We start from the raw sequence: 18366 nt of genomic DNA, 5'->3' as shown, positions 1-18366 counted from the left end.
TTTATGGTAGCAGGCTATGATAAAGCATTATTCCGATAACGGCTAACACCGAGTAAGAGCCTGCCTGCATGATGAGTCAACGCCATGCCCAATTACAGCAATGGGCACAACAAACCGAACAAAATTCTGACTTAACTTTAGAACTGATTTCCGGTGATGCCAGTTTTCGCAAGTATTATCGCGCAGCCAACCGCATCTGGGTTGATGCGCCACCTGCAACTGAAAAAAACCGCGAGTTCATTGCTAATTCAGCTGCATTACTTAATGCCGGTATCACTGCGCCACTGGTGCTGCAGTATGATATGGAAAACGGATTTCTCTGTGTTTCCGATTTAGGTGACCGATCATTGTTATCCTGTCTGTCTGATAGTTCAGTAACAGCATGGTATACCAAGGCATTACAGTTATTGCCACAACTTACACAAGTTCAGCTTGATTTGCCGGTATTTGATGCTGAATTTATGGAGCGGGAAAACGCCATTTTTCCTGAGTGGTTGCTGGAAAAACATTTGCAACTGGAATTGTCGGCAGAAGAAAAAACGTTACTGGCTGAGACTTTTGCCCTGCTGACCGAAAATAATCTGCAACAGCCTCAGGTGGTGATGCATCGCGATTTTCACAGCCGGAATCTGATGGTGTCGGAAGATGACTCGCTGGCGGTGATCGATTTTCAGGATATGGTGCTGGGGCCGCTGACCTATGATGCAGTATCACTGCTGAAAGATTGCTACTGTCGCTGGCCTGATCCGGTGATCGCACAAGGGGCGGAATATGCCTGGCAGCTGTATGTTGATACTGGTGTGTTAAGTGCCGGGACGTCATTACCGCAATTTATGCAATGGCTGGATCTGACTGGTATGCAGCGTCATCTGAAAGCAGCGGGTATTTTTGCCCGGTTACATCATCGGGATGGTAAATCGGGCTATTTGAAGGATATCCCCCGTACGCTGAGCTATGTCAGCGATGTGGCGGCGCAATATCCGCAACTGGCGGCATTTTCCGGCTGGTTACAGCAGCGGGTCTTGCCTGCATTTACGATGGATGCACTGGCATGAAAGCGATGATTCTTGCTGCGGGTCGTGGCGAGCGGATGCGGCCATTAACCGACCATTTACCCAAGCCGTTGCTGCCTGTTGGTGGTAAGCCGCTGATCCAGCACCATATCGAAAAGCTCTGCGCTGTGGGGATCACCGAGCTGGTCATCAACCATGCCTGGCTTGGGCATAAGCTGGTGGATTATCTGGGAAGTGGTGCTGAATTTGGGGTAACCATCAGCTGGTCAGCAGAAGGGGATTCCGGACTGGAGACGGCCGGTGGTATTCGTCAGGCGTTGTCGCTGCTCGGCGATGAACCCTTTCTGGTCGTGAATGGTGATATCTGGCTCGATACGGATTACCGTCAGTTCAGTTCATTCCGGCTGTCAGCGCCGGATCATGCACATGTCTGGCTGGTGGATAATCCGCCGCAACACCCGCATGGTGATTTCAGTTTGTCCGGTGATCGGGTTGAAGATCGTCCCGGACTGACTTTCAGTGGTGTTGGTATCTATCGTCCGCAAAGTTTTTTATCGCTGCAACCCGGTGTGCATAAATTAGCGCCGTTGCTACGGCAATGGATGACAGAGCAACGGGTTGCCGGTTCACATCTTAAAGCTGACTGGCGGGATATTGGTACGCCGCAGCGGCTACACGAGTTAGATCAGGAATTACAGCGAGGTTAGTATGCCGGTTAAAGGCAAGATTATCGGATTTCTGATCGGGTTATGGATCCTCAATTTTCCCGGTGCATTACTGGGGCTGTGGATCGGTCATATCTACGATCAGAAGCTGCAGGCCCGGCGTGGCGGGTTCGGTCGCTGGCGTGCTCCGACCCGGGAAGAGCAGGCGCTGTTTCTGCATACTACATTTGCAGTAATGAGCCATATCGCCAAAGCCGCCGGACGCGTTACGGAACAGCAAATTCAGATCGCGACTCTGTTTATGGATCGCATGGGGCTGAGTGGTGATGTGCGCCGTGAAGCCCAGGATTCATTCCGACAGGGGAAAGAGCCGGATTACGATCTGGAAGAGGCGCTGACCTTGTTCCGTCATTCCTGCCGGGGACGTCCGGATCTGTTGCGGGTATTTCTTGATATGCAGTTGCAGGCGGCGTTTGCTAATGGCTCGCTGCATCCCGCCTCCCGTCAGCGGCTACTTGAAGTTGCCGAATTACTGGGCTTTTCCCGCTGGGAACTGGAGCGGTTACTGGCGATGGCAGAAGCCGGCTTTAATTTCTCCCATCAGGGGCAGCAGCAACGGGGCTATTCCTCTGGTGCCGGTCAGCAGCAGGCGCCATCCCGTGATCGCTTGCGGGATGCCTATTCTATTCTGGGAGTCTCCGCTGATCAGCCTGACAGTGAAGTAAAGAGAGCTTATCGTAAACAGATGTCGCAGCATCATCCGGATAAACTGGCAGCGAAAGGATTACCGCCGGAGATGATGAATATGGCCAAAGAGAAAGCGCAGGAAATTCAGCAGGCGTGGGAGTTGATCAAGCAATCACGTGGTATGCGCTGACAGAGGATGTTTCTGCCTCTCTCTGGATTCAGCGCATCGTGATTACACTTTCTTAAAACGGGTCTTAAAGCGGGAACGGAGCAGGGGCCTCGAAACGCATCTGCTCACCGGTGACCGGATGATAAAAACTGAGCATGGCCGCATGCAGTTGTAAATGCGGAACAAGATCCTGTACTTCTTTCGGTGCGTACAGATGATCGCCCAGAATTGGATGCCCCAGTTCTTTCATGTGCACCCGCAACTGATGTGAACGACCCGTATAAGGGGTCAGTTTCATCAGTGTACGATCTGCTTCCACGCGCACACGTTGCCAGTGGGTTTGTGCCGGACGGCCATGTTCATAATTAACATGCTGCAGCGGGCGGTTTTCCCAGTCCACGCATAACGGCAAATCAATCATCCCTTCCGTGCCTGCTACTTGTCCCCACACCCAGGCGTAGTAAAACTTCTCGGTTTTACGTTCCTGAAACTGTTTCCCCAGAATACCAGTGGCTTTTGAATATTTGGCCATCAGGATCACGCCGGAGGTGCTCATATCCAGACGATGCACACTGCCGGCTTCCGGACAACGCTGACGTACCCGCCAGGCGATGCTGTCAGCGTGTTCAAGTGCTTTTCCCGGAACACTGAGTAACCCACTGGGTTTATTCATCACGATAATGTGCTCATCCTCATACAGAATGTCGAGATAAGGCTCCATTGGTGGATTGTAAACAAAGGTACTCATGCTGTTTCCGCGTATTCAGAGGGTAAAAGGGTGCCGGAATACAGCACCCTGAGTAAGGCTATTTTGCCGCAGATCACTGGTTGGTGACTACTACAAAACGGACCGCATCCAGTTTAAGTTGCGTTTGATCCATCAAGTGGTTCAGTTCATGCTGCAGGTCACGCAGATGTTCCAGTTCACTGTCACGTACGGATGGGTTGATTGCTTTCAATTGTTCCAGACGGCTTAATTCCGCACCCAGCGTATGCTGCATGGTATGACGCGCTTCCGCGACGATCTGCACCATGCGCGGATGCGCTGCGTGTTCCGCTTTACCGATCATCTCATGGATCACGGCCTGTGAGGCCGCTACCAGTTTGCTGGCCAGCTGACGGTTGATTGGCATCAGCTGACGGTGGAACTGTTCAAAACCGACCTGTTCGCCGACATTGTTGCCGTTTTTATCCAGCAGCAGACGGATTGGGGTTGGTGGCATGAAACGGTACAGTTGCGGGTGGCTGGCCGATTCTGCGACATAGATCAGTTCGAGGAAAATGGTGCCGGCAGGCATCTTGCTGTTTTTCAGCAAAGAGACGGCGGTGGAACCAATTTCGGACGCCAGAACCAGGTCGATACCGCCCCGGATCATCGGGTGATCCCAGGTCAGGAAACTCAAATCTTCACGGCTCAGTGCAACATCACGCTCGAAAGTCACGGTGACGCCATCTTCCGGCAAACCCGGGAAGCTGGAGATCAGCATATGATCGGTCGGCGTCAGTACCACTGCTTGTTCGCCACGATCATCCTGTGCGATACCGATATCATCAAACAGGTGCAGCGCGAATGCGACCAAACTGGTGTCATCATCTTCTTCTGCCAGTTGTTCCACCAACTGGTGGGCATGCGCTCCGCCACTGGACTGAATTTCCAGCAGACGGTCACGACCCTGTTCCAGTTTGGCTTTCAGGGCATTGTGCATACTGCGGGTTTGTTCCAGCAATGACGACATCGATTCATCACTGCTCTGGTTTTCCGCCAGCAGCGTGAACAGCTGTTCCTGAACCTCATCAAACACCACGCGACCGGTAGGGCAGGTATGTTCGAAAGCATCCAGCCCTTCGTGGTACCAGCGGATCAGCGTGCGCTGCGGTGTTTCTTCCAGATAAGGTACGTGGATCTGCACCACGTTTTTCTGACCGATACGATCCAGACGGCCGATACGTTGTTCCAGCAGATCCGGATTCAGCGGCAGATCGAACAGTACCAGATGGCGGGCGAACTGGAAGTTACGGCCTTCAGAACCGATTTCAGAACACAGCATGACCTGTGCGCCACCATCCGGATCCGCAAAATAGGCCGCGGATTTATCACGTTCCAGCAGGCTCATCCCTTCATGGAACACGGTGCAGCGTACGCCTTCACGGGTGCGCAGTGTGTTTTCCATTGTCAGCGCTGATGCGGCTTCAGAGCAGATCACCAGAATCTTTTCATGGCGTTCGGTTTTGATCAGGTTCAATAACCAGTCAACCCGCGGATCAAACTGTGTCCAGGAGGCGTTGTCACCTTCAAACTGGCCGAAGATTTTTTCCGGGTAGAGGTAGCGTTTGGCTTTCGCCAGCGCATCGCCGGTATTGCCGCCCATCATGCCCATAACGCGGATGGCCGTTTTATATTGTTCCGGCAATGGCATCGGATAAGCGTGGAGTTCACGCACCGGGAAGCCGGCGCTGGCAGCGCGGGTGTTACGGAACATGATACGACCGGTACCGTGACGATCCAGCAGATCCTTCAGGACTTCTTCGCGATATTCTTCATTCTGCAGCTGTGAGGCATCCAGTTCCGGCAGCAGATTTTTCAGTATGTCGATCTGTTCTGCATTCAGAGCATCACCGCTCAGCAGTGGCTGTGTTGCATCGGCGACCTGACCATAGGCCTGTTCCTCAGCAACAAACGCGTCGTAGTCGTAAAAACGCTCCGGATCGAGCAGACGCAGACGGGCAAAATGGCTGGCATGACCCAGCTGGTCCGGCGTCGCAGTCAGCAACAGCACGCCAGGGATCTGTTCTGCCAGTGTTTCTACGATCTGATATTCACGGCTCGGCGCTTCTTCGCTCCAGACCAGATGGTGCGCTTCATCGACAACCAGCAGATCCCATTCGCATTCCTGAACCTGTTCAAAGCGGACTTTTTTCTTACGCAGCCAGTCAAGACTGCAGATCACCAGCTGTTCAGTATCGAACGGGTTCACCGCATCATGCTCTGATTCGACACAACGTTCTTCATCGAACAACGAGAACATCAGGTTGAAACGGCGCAGCATTTCCACCAGCCACTGATATTGCAGTGAGTCAGGCACCAGGATCAAAACACGGTGTGCGCGGCCTGACAGCAACTGCTGGTGAATGACCATCCCGGCTTCAATGGTTTTACCTAAACCTACTTCGTCGGCCAGTAATACACGTGGTGCATGACGATGACCGACTTCACGGGCGATATGCAGCTGATGCGGGATCAGGCTGACCCGGCCACTGGCCAGTCCGCGGGTCGGGCTGCGGCGGCGGGCATGCTGGTGGATCAGGGCTTCATAACGCAGCGCAAAACGGGAATGGCGATCAATCTGACCGGCAAACAGGCGATCCTGCGGTTTATTAAATTTGATGAAGTTGTTCAGCATCACTTCACGCAGTGATACTTCTGCTCCGGTATCCACGCGGGTGCCGTGATAGGTCAGCAGACCTTCCTCGGTTTCCTCTACTGCACGAATATCCATCTGCCACTCTTCGTGGCTGGTTATCTTGTCGCCTTCATTAAAACGGACGCGTGTAATGGGAGCACTGTCGCGGGCATACAAACGCTGTTCGCCATTAGCCGGAAACAATAAAGTGATCATCCGACCCTCTATTGCTACCACGGTACCTAATCCAAGATCAGTTTCAGTGTCACTGATCCAGCGTTGGCCTAGTGCAAAGGACATCTACAACTCCACATGTATCAATAAATAAAAAGTTCGAAAGCAACTGCAGGGCAGTTTAAGCGAGGGTCATGTGTATTGACCCGAAAAGGGGCGCTATATTACCCGAAGCTTATCCTAGGGTCATCCGTAATCAGGGAAAGTTTTCGATGGGGTGCAGATGAGACGTCAAAGTAAGAATAGTTGAAAAAACGCTCAACTGCTTGATCATATTGCCAGAATTCGACTACAGCTGTTGCCAGACCGGGCTGGTTTGGGTAATCTGCTCAACGCACCTCAGAGCGGGCGTAGTTCAATGGCAGAACTTCTGCTTCCCAAGCAGATAGCGTGGGTTCGATTCCCATCGCCCGCTCCAAATTCATACGAATCTCATTTATTCTATTCCTTCATCTATCCATTTTGTTTATAGTTCTCAACCAGCTCTCTGTGGGCAACTTTTTGCATCCGTTTGTCATCCATTAATCTCTGAAAAATCAGTGGAGTGGTTATGCCATTATTGCTGGGCAGCCTGCGCGGAAAATTTGTTTTCTGGATGTCTGCGGTTTTTACCATTTCGCTGCTGCTGGCTTTTGGCGCATTTCGCAGTGTCAGTGACACGATTATTATCGCGTTGGGTGATCGCTTTGCCGAAAAGCAGGCGCTCTATGATAAATCCCGTATCCGCGCGCCGGTTCAGAAAGAAATTGTTCTGGCGCGGAAGATGGCGGATTCCGTTGTTTTACAGCGTTGGGCTGAAGCGGAAAATGATCCGCAATTAAAAGCCAGTGCACTGAAGGAACTGGATAGTTATCGCCAGTATTTTTTCGACGGCAGCGTTTCATTCATTATCGATAAATCAGGGCATTATTATTTCAATAATAAGCACGATGATTTTTCCGGGCAGGAATTACGTTACACACTGGATCGGGCTGCAGCAGAAGACCACTGGTATTATCAGATCCGGCAACTGTCGTTTCCCTATACCTTGCATGTGGCACCGGATCAGCATCTTAATATGACGAAGATGTGGGTTGATGTTCCGATCCATTCGGCATCCGGTCAATTTCTGGGGCTGATCCGGGCCGGGATCCAGCTGAAAGACTTCATTAATGATTTCATCCGGAACAATGAAGATGGTATCACCAATATTCTGATTGACGGGGATGGCGCCATACAGGCGCACCCGGATTCATCGCTGATTGACATGAGCAGTAACAGCAATCCCCATGCCGCGCATTTTACTATTTTTAACCTGTTGAATCTGCAGGATGATCATATCGAACTGCAGGCGGCACTGGATGCCCTGCGCATGGTGCCGACGCAGGTGCAGACGCTTTATCTGACGATTCAGGGTGAACGTAAACTGGTCGGTATCGCGTATATGCCCGATCTGCAGTGGTTCAATATTACGGTGATGGATATTGATACCTTGCTGGGTGAGCACACCTTTACACCGATGTTTATGGTGCTGGTCGCGGCGTTACTGTTTTCCCTGCTGGCCGTTGCCGGTGTGCTGCAGTTTTTTGTGTTACGCCGGATCGCCGGATTGGATAGTGCGGCCCGTAAAGTGGCCGGTGGTCATTATGATGTGCAGCTGTCAAACCGGGAAAATGATGAGCTGGGGCGACTGGCTTCCGGATTCAATAATATGGCGGCAACGATCCGGGATAACACCGCCAAGCTGGAACATCGCGTGGCTGAACGTACGGCGGAATTGCAGCGGGTTAATGATCAGTTAGCATTGAAAAACAAGCAGATCCTGGATTCTATTCGTTACGCCAAACTGATCCAGACGGCGATTTTGCCGCGTTCTGATTTGATTGCCCGTTATTTGCAGGATCACCTGGTGATCTGGTTGCCACGGGATGTCGTGGGCGGTGATTTTTATTTTTTACATCCGGCTCAGGACGGGTCTTGTTTCCTCGGTCTGGTTGATTGTACCGGCCATGGTATTCCCGGTGCCTTTATGACGATGACCGCCCATGCGGTGCTGCGTCAGGTCCTCAGCGAGTCAGATGGTTTACCACTTTCTTCCATTCTGGCACTGATGGATGAACGTCTGCGGCAGACCCTGCAACATACCAGTGAGGGGGATGCACTGGATTACGGGATGGATATTGCGATCTGCAGACTGAACACCGGGACGCTTGAATATGCCGGATGCGGTATTGATTTATGTCTGGTGAAGAAGGGGGCGTCTTCGGTCATTAAAGCGACGCACCGCGGATTAGGCTATCGCCTGAATCCGAGAAAAGTAAAACCAATCGAAATACACCATATTAAGTTCGATGAGCAGTGCCGTTTCTATTTAGTCAGTGATGGCCTGTTAGATCAGGATGGTGGCGACGACGGATTTGGTTTCGGCCGTGAACGTTTCCTGAATCAGATTGCCGGCTGGGCAGATTTACCGATGAATCAGCAGCAAACATTATTGGTGGAATTACTGGAGCGTTACCGGGGACAACGAGTACAACGTGATGACATCACAGTTTTTGGTTTTTCAGCAAAAAACTTATCGCCTGATGAGGGAATATAAATGCATAAAATTAGTCTGTTGTCATTACACCGGCAATTTGAGGATGCCAATATCCAGATCTGTTTCAATGGTCCGTTATCACACAGTATTATTGAAGAGTTAGGTCTTGCTGTCCGTCGTTATTTAGAAAATGAAACGCCGGGCAGTGAAAAAATGATGGATGTATTTTCGGTCTATATCGAGCAGACTCAGAATGTGCGGAATTATGCCCGTGGTCAGCAGGGTGAGGTGCAGAATGACAAGATTTATAATGCTATTACCCTGATGATCGGCCGTGAAGAAAACAGTTATGTGGTGATGTCAGGCAATGTGGTGAATAAAAATGATCTGGAAAAGCTGACTAATAAAATAGATCTTTTACGTTCATTAGATATGGCCGGCCTGAAAGCGTTATATAAAGAGCAACGGCGTAAACCAGTGACGGACAATGCACCGGGTGCCGGGCTGGGTTTAATTGATATGGCGCGAAAATCAAGTCAGCCGCTGGCTTATGAAGTTCAGGAAATAGATAACAAAACTGCATTCTTTACATTAAAAGCAGTGGTATAGGGGTAAAAAATGGAATTATTAAGCCGGGTTGCCAGTATCTCATCACCTGCCGTTTATTTTGATCCGGAAAATGGTCAGCTGACGATGTCAGGTGAAAGTTATCCTGAAAATACCTTCGAGTTTTATGCTCCCATTATTGGCTGGTTGAAAGCGTTCGTTGCAGAAACTGATTTTGCTATTACGCTGACGCTTGAACTGGCGTATCTGAACACCGGGAGTGTTAAATGTCTGATGGATATTTTTGATTTACTGGAGGATGCATTTCAGGAAGGGCGACAAGTATTAATAATCTGGCGCTACCATAAGAAAAATAGCCGGGCACTGGAAACAGCCGAAGAATTCAGTGAGGATTTAATGCTGCCATTTCAGATTGAGGCCTTATAACCATGAACGGACAGGATGACACTTTACAGCCGGTTGATTCGGGTAAACGGTATATTCAGCTGGAAAAACAATATACCGGACATCCTTTATTGGCTGAACTGGACAGCTTGCACAGACAATACCAGCGGCTGGAGCGTCGTCTTAATAAAATCGCCCGGATTGGTGATTTAATGCAGGCACAGATCATGGATCTGAATTCCGAGCTGGATAAACGGGCGAAAACAGACCCGTTAACCGGTTTGTTTAACCGTGGCGGGTTATATCCGCAGATGTTTGCATTGAAAAAGCAGCTGGAGCTGAACCACTCCTGTTTTGGTGTATTACTGCTGGATCTGGATTATTTCAAGGAAGTGAATGATCAGTTCGGCCATCTGCAGGGCGACCACTTGCTGATTTCCGTCGCCGCTATCCTGCAGTCAATCTGTTCAACGCAGGGTGTTTGTGCCCGCTGGGGTGGGGAAGAGTTCCTGATCCTGATGCCGGATTGCAGTGAAAAATCACTACATACCATGGCTGAAAATATTATGCAGGCTATCCGGAGTGTTCCGTTGCCGGGTAATGATGAACGCTATCTCTCAGCCAGTATCGGGGTTTATTTTTGCCGGGAAGCAGAGATGATCGATGACAGTATCCGTAAAGCGGATCTGGCGATGTATAAGGCAAAAGCACAGGGACGCGATCAATTGGTGACTTATTCCCCTGAATTGGGTGAAACAAAGGTTGTTCTTTAACCCTGACTTTGATAGATTAGCGGCCGTCTTATCAGCCGGTATGTAACATTCTGATGTTACTGTATTTTATTTAACCGGTCATGCCTTGCGGGCATCGTATAATGGCTATTACCTCAGCCTTCCAAGCTGATGATGCGGGTTCGATTCCCGCTGCCCGCTCCAATTTCCCCGAATCTGCTTCTCTTCCGTTTTGCTGTTAGCATTCTTTTGTTCAAATGCGGCCGAAGGTTTTTCTCCGGCAATGCCAGTGTTAGAATGTGATCTGTCCTAAAATCCTGAAAATTATTCCAGTCACAAGGAAGCCCATGAAAGTCAAAACCCGTTTTGCGCCGAGCCCGACTGGCTTGCTGCACATTGGTGGTGCCCGTACTGCACTCTATTCCTGGTTATATGCTAAAAATCAGGGTGGCGAGTTTGTTCTGCGTATCGAAGATACTGACACTGAGCGTTCTACTCAGGCAGCAATCGATGCCATCATGGAAGGGATGACCTGGTTAGGTTTTGACTGGGATGAAGGCCCGTATTATCAGACCAAGCGCTTTGACCGTTACAACCAGCTGATCGATCAGCTGCTGGCGGAAGGTAAGGCGTACAAATGCTACTGCTCGAAAGAACGTCTGGAAACCTTGCGTGAAGCGCAAATGGCGAACGGTGAAAAACCACGTTATGACGGTCATTGCCGTGACAGCGATGAACATCATGCCGATGATGAACCGCATGTGATCCGTTTCCGTAATCCGCAGGATGGTGTCGTGGCGTTTGATGACCATGTGCGTGGCCGTATCGAATTTGCCAACACCGAGCTGGATGATCTGATCATTCGTCGTACTGACGGTGTTCCTACTTACAACTTCTGTGTGGTGGTGGACGACTGGGATATGGAGATCACCCACGTGGTGCGTGGCGAAGACCATATCAACAACACACCGCGTCAGATCAACATCTATAAGGCACTGGGTGCACCAGAACCTGAGTTTGCCCATGTATCCATGATTCTGGGTGATGATGGTGCCAAGCTGTCGAAACGTCATGGTGCGGTCGGTGTGATGCAGTACCGTGATGATGGCTATCTGCCGGAAGCGGTGCTGAACTATCTGGTGCGTCTGGGCTGGTCGCATGGCGATCAGGAAATCTTCACCCGTGAAGAGATGATCAACCTGTTCAGTCTGGATTCCATCAGCAAATCAGCATCTGCATTCAACACAGAAAAACTGAGATGGCTGAATAACCATTACATCCGTACCATGGATCCGGTTTATGTTGCTTCGCATCTGGAATGGCAGATGAACGATCTGGGTATTGATTATAAAAATGGCCCGGCGCTGGCCGAGATCGTGACACTGCTGGCGGAACGTTGCCACACCTTGCGTGAACTGGCACAGCAAAGCCGTTATTTCTACGAAGAATATGAAGAAATTGACGCAGCGGCTGCGAAGAAACATCTGAAAGCAGCGGCGCGTGAACCACTGGCCCTGATCCGCACCAAGCTGGCGGCGCTGGAAAGCTGGGAAACAGAACCACTGCACCATGTTATTCAGGACACTGCGACTGAACTGGAGCTGGGAATGGGCAAAGTAGGCATGCCGTTGCGTGTTGCTGTGACCGGTCTGGGTCAGTCACCGTCGATTGATGCGGTGATGCAACTGATTGGTAAAGAACGCGTACTGGCGCGTCTGGACAAAGTGCTGGCACTGTTGCCGGCTGCGGAATAATTTCTTGATAACCAGAGGCGGATAACCAAGAAGGTTTCCGCTTCTTTGATAATAATGATGGGAGCTCCAACATGAAAAAATACAGTTTAAGTCTGCTGGCAGCGTCTGTACTGGTTGCTGGTGCCGCGCAGGCTGCTGATGATTTCAGCATCGGTGCCGGTCTGGACTACATGTATTCCGACATGGATGGTTCGGCGGAAGGCAAGGATCGCAATTACTCTTCTAACAGTCTGTGGACGACATACGTTGATTTCCGTCATCCATTGCTGCTGGTGCCTAATGCAGTTTTTCAGGCCACAGATATCTCTTCTGATGCATCTGCCTTTGATAACAAGCTGAAAACCTACGATTTCGCGTTGTATTACTCTCCGCTGGAGCTGGATACGCTGACCCTGAACGCCGGTCTGAACCTCCGCAGCTATGATGGTACGCTGAATCATCACCACGATTATTCTAACGACACCATCATGCTGTACGGTGCTGCAGAAACATTGATCCCGGGTACTGATCTGGGGGCTTTTGCTGATATGCGTGTTTCGCATTGGGATGGCGATCATTCTCATGACTGGAGAATGGGTGTGAGCTATGTGGTATTCCCGGACGATATTCTGAAGCTGAAGCTGCGTGCCGGCTACCGTAATATGCGTGTGAATTACACCGAAGACAGCGTGCAACTGGATCAGCATCTGGACAACTGGTTCCTGGGTGCAGAGCTGCGTTATTAATTTTTTCGATATAGAAAAAATATAAAACCGATAACTGCGAAAGAGGATGCATATAACGGCATCCTCTTTTTTATTGCCTGTTTTTCATTAAGTTATGCTTGTTTCTGACAATGGAATGCGTAAATCGCCGGTTCTTCGCTGAAAAGCGCTCAGCTATATCCACAAATTGACTATAGATATGACATTTCTATATTAAGAATTTCGATTAATTCTTTGTGAAGCACCTGTTTTGCTTGTAAGCTAATTTTATTCTTAATGCAGGAATCGGCATATGAGCGACAAATCTCCATCTTTGGGTCCCATCGGCGGACCGCAGCTTTCTAAATTGGCGGAAGCCGTAGCAAATTTATCTCCGACTGAACTGATCTGGGCCAGCGGCTTTTTGTTTGGTTTGGCACAAGGTGCGGGTGGCGTTGCTGTTGCCGGCACTTCATCAGCGACCAGTAGTGCAGTTGCTGCGCAACCAACCGGTAGTCTGACTATTCTGGTGGGTTCACAAACCGGTAATGCCAAAGGCGTTGCGGAAAGCGTGAAAGCACAAGCTGAAGCGCGTGGTATTCCTGTGTCACTGGTGGCCATGAATGACTACAAACCAAAACAGCTGAAAAAAGAAACCCATGTCCTGATCGTCACCAGCACCTACGGTGAAGGCGAACCGCCGGAAGCCGCAGCCGATCTGCACGCGCAACTGAAAGGCGGCAAAATCGGTAAACTGTTCGGTCTGCAATTTGCGGTACTGGGTCTGGGCGATTCTTCTTATGAATTTTTCTGCCAGACAGCCAAAGATTTTGATGCGTTCTTCGAGAAAGCCGAAGCAACCCGTCTGCAGGATGCGGCAATTCTGGATGTCGATTACCGTGCTGCGGCCGATGCCTGGGCCGCGAGCTTTCTGGATAAACTGGCCGCAACTTTAACAGCAGCACCGGCTGTTGCGGCAGTGGCTGGTTCAGCCGTGATTGCTGCAGGTCATAGCGCGTATGACAAATTTAACCCGTTTACCGCGACGCTGAGCACCAACCAGAAAATTACCGGTCGTGATTCGACGAAAGATATCCGCCATTTTGAGATCAATCTGGAAGGCTCTGGTATCACCTATCAACCGGGTGATGCGCTGGGTATCTGGTTTGATAATGATGCTGCCGTGGTAGCTGAAATTCTGGCACTGACTGGTTTAACGGGTGATGAGCAGGTAACCGTATCAGGTAAAGCCGCTGCATTAAGTGATGCCCTGACCAATCAGTTTGAACTGACCCGTCTGCATGCCGCTTTTATTACTGGTCTGGCTGAAATTTCTGCTGACGACAAACTGAAAGCCCTGGCAGCGGATAAAGATGAAACCCGAAAATTTGCCGCAAACGCACAGATTGTCGATGTCTTAAAACGCTTCCCAACTAAACTGACGGCTGAACAGCTGGTGGGTTTACTGCGTGCACTGAGCCCGCGTTTGTACTCTATCGCTTCTGCACAGTCTGAAGTGGAAGAAGAGGTGCATCTGACCGTCGGTGTCGTGCGTTATCCGCAGGAAGATGGTTCTGTGCGCTCTGGTGGAGCTTCTTCATTCCTGGCTGATCGTGTTCAGGAGGGTGGCGAAGTGCGCGTGTTCGTGGAACACAACGACAGCTTCCGGCTGCCAGCTGACTCGAATACGCCAGTGATCATGGTGGGGCCGGGTACTGGTATTGCACCATTCCGTTCTTTTATTCAGGAGCGTGATGCCCAAGGCGCCGAAGGCAAAAACTGGTTGTTCTTCGGTAATCCGCATTTCACCCAGGACTTTCTGTATCAGGTGGAATGGCAGAAATATGTGAAGAGCGGTTTGCTGACTAAAATTGATTTAGCCTTCAGCCGTGATCAAGCGAATAAAATCTACGTACAAGATAAATTAAAGGCCAAAGGCGCAGAAGTGTGGCAATGGCTGCAGGAAGGTGCACATTTCTATGTCTGCGGTGATGCCAACCGTATGGCGAAAGATGTTCACGATGCACTGGTGAATATTGTGGTGGAACACGGCGGTAAGAATGCCGAACAAGCCGAAGAATATGTAAATGAACTGCGTCGTGCCAAGCGTTACCAGAGGGATGTCTACTGATGAGCGAGCAAAAATTATCTGACAACGAACGTCTGAAAGCGGAAAGTAATTTCCTGCGCGGTACGATTGAGCTGGATCTGAAAAATGATCTGACCGGCGGCTTTACCGGCGACAACTTCCAGCTGATCCGTTTGCATGGCATGTATCAGCAGGATGACCGCGATATTCGTGCCGAGCGCGCTCAGCAGAAACTGGAACCGCTGCACAACGTGATGTTACGTGCCCGTATGCCGGGCGGTATCATCACTCCGGAACAATGGTTAGGTATTGATAAGTTTGCGCATGACCACACCATGTATGGCAGCATTCGTCTGACTACGCGTCAGACCTTCCAGTTCCACGGTGTGCTGAAGCCAAACATCAAAATGATGCATCAGACACTGAACAAATACGGCATCGACTCTATCGCTACTGCGGGTGACGTGAACCGTAACGTGCTGTGTACGTCGAATCCGGTGGAATCAGAGCTGCATCAGGAAGCCTATGAGTGGGCGAAGAAAATCTCTGAGCATCTGCTGCCGAAAACGCGTGCGTATGCTGAAATCTGGTTAGATGGCGAGAAGTTAGGTCCGGATGAAGAGCCAATTTTGGGTTCAACTTATCTGCCGCGTAAATTTAAAACCACCGTGGTTATTCCGCCGCACAACGATATCGATGTGCATGCTAACGACCTGAACTTCGTGGCCATTGCCGAAGATGGCAAGCTGGTTGGTTTCAACGTGCTGGTGGGTGGTGGTTTGGCCATGACGCATGGCAACAAAGAAACCTTCCCACGTAAAGCGGATGATTTCGGTTTTATCCGCAAAGAAGACACGCTGAAATTTGCCGAAGCTGTTGTCACCACACAACGTGACTGGGGTAACCGTGTTAACCGCCAAAACGCGAAAACCAAATACACGCTGGAACGTGTCGGTGTTGATGCATTTAAAGCGGAAGTGGAAAAACGTACCGGTATCAAGTTTGAAGAAAGTCGCCCGTATGTATTCACCAGCCGTGGTGATCGTTTCGGTTGGGTGGAAGGTATCGATGGCAAACAGCATCTGACGCTGTTCATCGAAAACGGCCGTATTCTGGATTTCCCTGGCAAACCGCTGAAAACCGGTCTGGCTGAAATTGCGAAAATTCACAAAGGTGATTTCCGCATGACCGCGAACCAGAACCTGATCATCGCGGGTGTGCCGAAAAAAGATAAAGCGAAAATCGAGAAAATTGCCCGTGCGCATGGCTTGATTGACGATGCCATTACCGAACAGCGTAAAAACTCGATGGCGTGCGTGGCATTGCCAACGTGCCCATTAGCGATGGCAGAAGCAGAACGTTTCCTGCCTGCGTTCACCACGCAAATCGAAGCAGTGATGGCAAAACACGGTTTGGCTGATGATCATGTGATTTTCCGTGTCACTGGCTGCCCGAATGGTTGTGGTCGCGCGATGCTGGCGGAAATTGGTCTGGTGGGTAAAGCCATGGATCGTTATAACTTCTATATCGGTGGTAACCGTGAAGGTACGCGTATTCCGCGTCAGTACCGTGAGAACATCACCTCTGCTGAGATCTTGAAAGAGATCGATGCGCTGCTGGGTCGTTGGGCGAAAGAGCGTAATGAGAACGAAGGCTTTGGTGATTTCGTGATCCGCGCTGGTATCGTGAAACCTGTCGTTGATTCTGCTAAGGATTTCTATGCCGCATAATCTTTTGTCGCTGAGTGCACTGGTTGCACTCTCTAAAGAAGAACAGACAGCTCAGCTCGCTGAAGTAAATCAGCAGTTGGAGGCGCTCAGCGCACAAGAGCGTGTGCAATGGGCATTTGAACATCTGGAAGGCGAGTTCATTCTCTCTTCGAGCTTCGGTATTCAGGCTGCCCTGATGTTGCATCTGGTGACGCAGGTGCGCCCCGATGTGCCAGTGGTGCTGACCGATACCGGCTATCTATTCCCGGAAACCTATCAGTTTATTGATCAGCTGACCGAACGTTTGAAACTGAATCTGAAAGTATATCAGGCTCCGATCACCCCGGCCTGGCAGGAAGCCCGTTACGGCAAACTGTGGGAACAGGGCGTGGAAGGTATTGAGAAATACAATCAGATCAACAAAGTCGAACCGATGGCACGGGCGCTGAAAGAGCTGGATGTCAAAACCTGGTTCTCCGGTTTGCGTCGTGAGCAGTCATCGACCCGTGGCAATTTGCCGGTGCTGGCGGTGCAGCGCGGGATCTTCAAGTTCCTGCCAGTGATCGACTGGACCAACAAAGACGTGTTCTATTACTTCAAAGAACATGATCTGCCATATCACCCACTGTGGGAGCAAGGCTACCTGTCAGTGGGTGATGTGCAGACCACCGCGAAGTGGGAACAGGGGATGACGGAAGAACAAACCCGTTTCTTCGGTCTGAAACGCGAGTGCGGATTGCACGAAGAGAAATAAACTTAGCAAAAGGGCGCAGCAAGCGCCCTTTTTTCTGTCCGTCAGTTTTTATCTGTCATGTTTTATCCGCTTCACGCTGTAACACCAGCTGAATAAATGCATCCCGGATCGGGTTATCGTAATGCGGATTCCACGCTATACCGATATCCCATTGCGTGTAATCGCCCGATAATGGAATGATATCTACCTCTTCCGGCGCAATAAATACCGCACTTTGCGGCACAATCGCCACACCCAGTCCGGCTGCCACCAGCGCCAGTAAGGTCTGATTATCGCCTGCATATTGCGCAACCACTGGGTAACAATTATGAAAAGCCAGGAATTGATCAATCTGCCGATTAAAACGTTGCCCTTGTGTTGGCGTTAAACGCAGCAGTGGTAATTGCTCCAACTGGCGTAAAAAATCTGCTTCGTCATGGCCGGAATAATGGTGTCGGTTCACCGCTAATACTAATTGATCGGTTAATAACTTATGCGCGACCAACGGTGGCTCAATGGGTAATCGTAAGAAGCCTAATTGCGATTGATCAGCCAGTAATTGGGCTATCAGCGGCACTGATGAGGTGTCTTGAAAGGTGATGGTGACATCGGGATACAGCACGCGGAATTGCGCGGTGAACGATGATGCCAGACGCAGGCTGGAAAGCCCGATCCCGATCGCTAGCTTGCCGGATTGCCCTTTTAACACCCGTTGCGCGTGTCGTTTTAACTGCTCGGCTTGCAATACCAGCGTGCGGGTTTGTTCATGCAGTTCTTTACCCAACGGCGTTAATTCTGCTCCGCGCCGGTTACGGGTAAACAATAATCCGCCCAGCGTTTCTTCCAAAGCATGGATCTGCTTGGAAAGAGCCGGCTGGGTAATAAATAACTTTTGCGCTGCTTCTGTAAAATTCAGGCAATCAGCCAAAGTCACAAAAGCACGTAACTGACGTAGTTCCATTCCGTTTGGTTATCACTGGTGGATAATTATTCATTTTAAAGAATACCAGACCTCTGCTGTAATCACTA

General features: G+C 50.3%; 15 protein-coding genes and 2 tRNA genes. 14 read left to right on the top strand and 3 right to left on the bottom strand.

From position 1 onward, the window contains the following. Positions 1 to 71: 71 nt before the first annotated feature. Genes TOLA_RS12030 through djlA form a run of 3 tightly spaced genes read left to right on the top strand, consistent with a single transcriptional unit; the run spans position 72 to position 2555 of the window. Positions 72 to 1055, top strand: a complete 984-nt coding sequence (locus TOLA_RS12030) for an aminoglycoside phosphotransferase family protein (RefSeq protein ID WP_041609881.1) — start codon at positions 72 to 74, stop codon at positions 1053 to 1055. Beyond that, entirely contained in the window at positions 1052 to 1720 is a 669-nt protein-coding gene (gene murU, locus TOLA_RS12025; RefSeq protein WP_015879430.1) for an N-acetylmuramate alpha-1-phosphate uridylyltransferase MurU, read from the top strand. Before TOLA_RS12030 ends, murU begins: the two co-directional genes overlap by 4 nt. Before the next feature lies 1 nt (position 1721). Continuing rightward, the gene (gene djlA / locus TOLA_RS12020; protein ID WP_015879429.1) at positions 1722 to 2555 is read left to right on the top strand and encodes a co-chaperone DjlA; all 834 of its coding nucleotides are present in this window, start codon (positions 1722 to 1724) and stop codon (positions 2553 to 2555) included. 64 nt (positions 2556 to 2619) lie between these two features. Here djlA and TOLA_RS12015 read toward each other — a convergent pair whose 3' ends face one another. Both TOLA_RS12015 and rapA read right to left on the bottom strand, forming a co-directional pair. After that, complete coding sequence (locus tag TOLA_RS12015; RefSeq protein WP_015879428.1) at positions 2620 to 3282, bottom strand: RluA family pseudouridine synthase; 663 nt, start codon at positions 3280 to 3282, stop codon at positions 2620 to 2622. 73 nt (positions 3283 to 3355) lie between these two features. Beyond that, positions 3356 to 6235 carry an RNA polymerase-associated protein RapA gene (gene rapA, locus TOLA_RS12010; protein WP_015879427.1) on the bottom strand — a complete coding sequence of 960 codons (2880 nt, stop codon included), beginning with the start codon at positions 6233 to 6235 and terminating at the stop codon, positions 3356 to 3358. A gap of 278 nt (positions 6236 to 6513) precedes the next feature. Here rapA and TOLA_RS12005 point away from each other — a divergent pair. The 11 genes from TOLA_RS12005 (at position 6514) to TOLA_RS11955 (ending at position 17358) form a co-directional block, all read left to right on the top strand. Next, a tRNA-Gly gene (locus TOLA_RS12005) sits at positions 6514 to 6587 on the top strand. 132 nt (positions 6588 to 6719) lie between these two features. Next, positions 6720 to 8747 carry a SpoIIE family protein phosphatase gene (locus tag TOLA_RS12000; protein WP_015879426.1) on the top strand — a complete coding sequence of 676 codons (2028 nt, stop codon included), beginning with the start codon at positions 6720 to 6722 and terminating at the stop codon, positions 8745 to 8747. Beyond that, a complete protein-coding gene (locus TOLA_RS11995) occupies positions 8748 to 9296 on the top strand; it encodes a SiaB family protein kinase (RefSeq protein WP_015879425.1) in 549 nt (182 codons plus the stop codon). 9 nt (positions 9297 to 9305) lie between these two features. Further along, positions 9306 to 9680, top strand: coding sequence for a SiaC family regulatory phosphoprotein (locus TOLA_RS11990; RefSeq protein WP_015879424.1), 375 nt, complete (start codon positions 9306 to 9308; stop codon positions 9678 to 9680). A gap of 2 nt (positions 9681 to 9682) precedes the next feature. After that, positions 9683 to 10411, top strand: coding sequence for a GGDEF domain-containing protein (locus tag TOLA_RS11985; protein WP_015879423.1), 729 nt, complete (start codon positions 9683 to 9685; stop codon positions 10409 to 10411). An 87-nt stretch (positions 10412 to 10498) separates the two neighbouring features. Further along, positions 10499 to 10573: transfer RNA gene (locus TOLA_RS11980), tRNA-Gly, on the top strand. A gap of 143 nt (positions 10574 to 10716) precedes the next feature. Then, the gene (gene gltX, locus TOLA_RS11975) at positions 10717 to 12123 is read left to right on the top strand and encodes a glutamate--tRNA ligase (protein WP_015879422.1); all 1407 of its coding nucleotides are present in this window, start codon (positions 10717 to 10719) and stop codon (positions 12121 to 12123) included. A gap of 71 nt (positions 12124 to 12194) precedes the next feature. After that, positions 12195 to 12848, top strand: coding sequence for a TIGR04219 family outer membrane beta-barrel protein (locus TOLA_RS11970; protein WP_015879421.1), 654 nt, complete (start codon positions 12195 to 12197; stop codon positions 12846 to 12848). 271 nt (positions 12849 to 13119) lie between these two features. After that, complete coding sequence (locus TOLA_RS11965) at positions 13120 to 14937, top strand: assimilatory sulfite reductase (NADPH) flavoprotein subunit (protein ID WP_015879420.1); 1818 nt, start codon at positions 13120 to 13122, stop codon at positions 14935 to 14937. Further along, the gene (cysI, locus tag TOLA_RS11960) at positions 14937 to 16625 is read left to right on the top strand and encodes an assimilatory sulfite reductase (NADPH) hemoprotein subunit (RefSeq protein ID WP_015879419.1); all 1689 of its coding nucleotides are present in this window, start codon (positions 14937 to 14939) and stop codon (positions 16623 to 16625) included. Before TOLA_RS11965 ends, cysI begins: the two co-directional genes overlap by 1 nt. Then, entirely contained in the window at positions 16615 to 17358 is a 744-nt protein-coding gene (locus TOLA_RS11955) for a phosphoadenylyl-sulfate reductase (RefSeq protein WP_015879418.1), read from the top strand. Before cysI ends, TOLA_RS11955 begins: the two co-directional genes overlap by 11 nt. 55 nt (positions 17359 to 17413) lie before the next feature. On the opposite strand, the gene TOLA_RS11950 is transcribed toward TOLA_RS11955, so the two are convergent. Further along, positions 17414 to 18298, bottom strand: coding sequence for a LysR family transcriptional regulator (locus tag TOLA_RS11950; protein WP_015879417.1), 885 nt, complete (start codon positions 18296 to 18298; stop codon positions 17414 to 17416). Between the last annotated feature and the right edge of the window lie 68 nt (positions 18299 to 18366).

Source organism: Tolumonas auensis DSM 9187, from assembly GCF_000023065.1.
Lineage (GTDB): Bacteria > Pseudomonadota > Gammaproteobacteria > Enterobacterales > Aeromonadaceae > Tolumonas > Tolumonas auensis.
The sequence above is the reverse complement of the archived record's forward strand: the minus strand, read 5'-3'. Positions and strand labels throughout refer to the sequence as shown.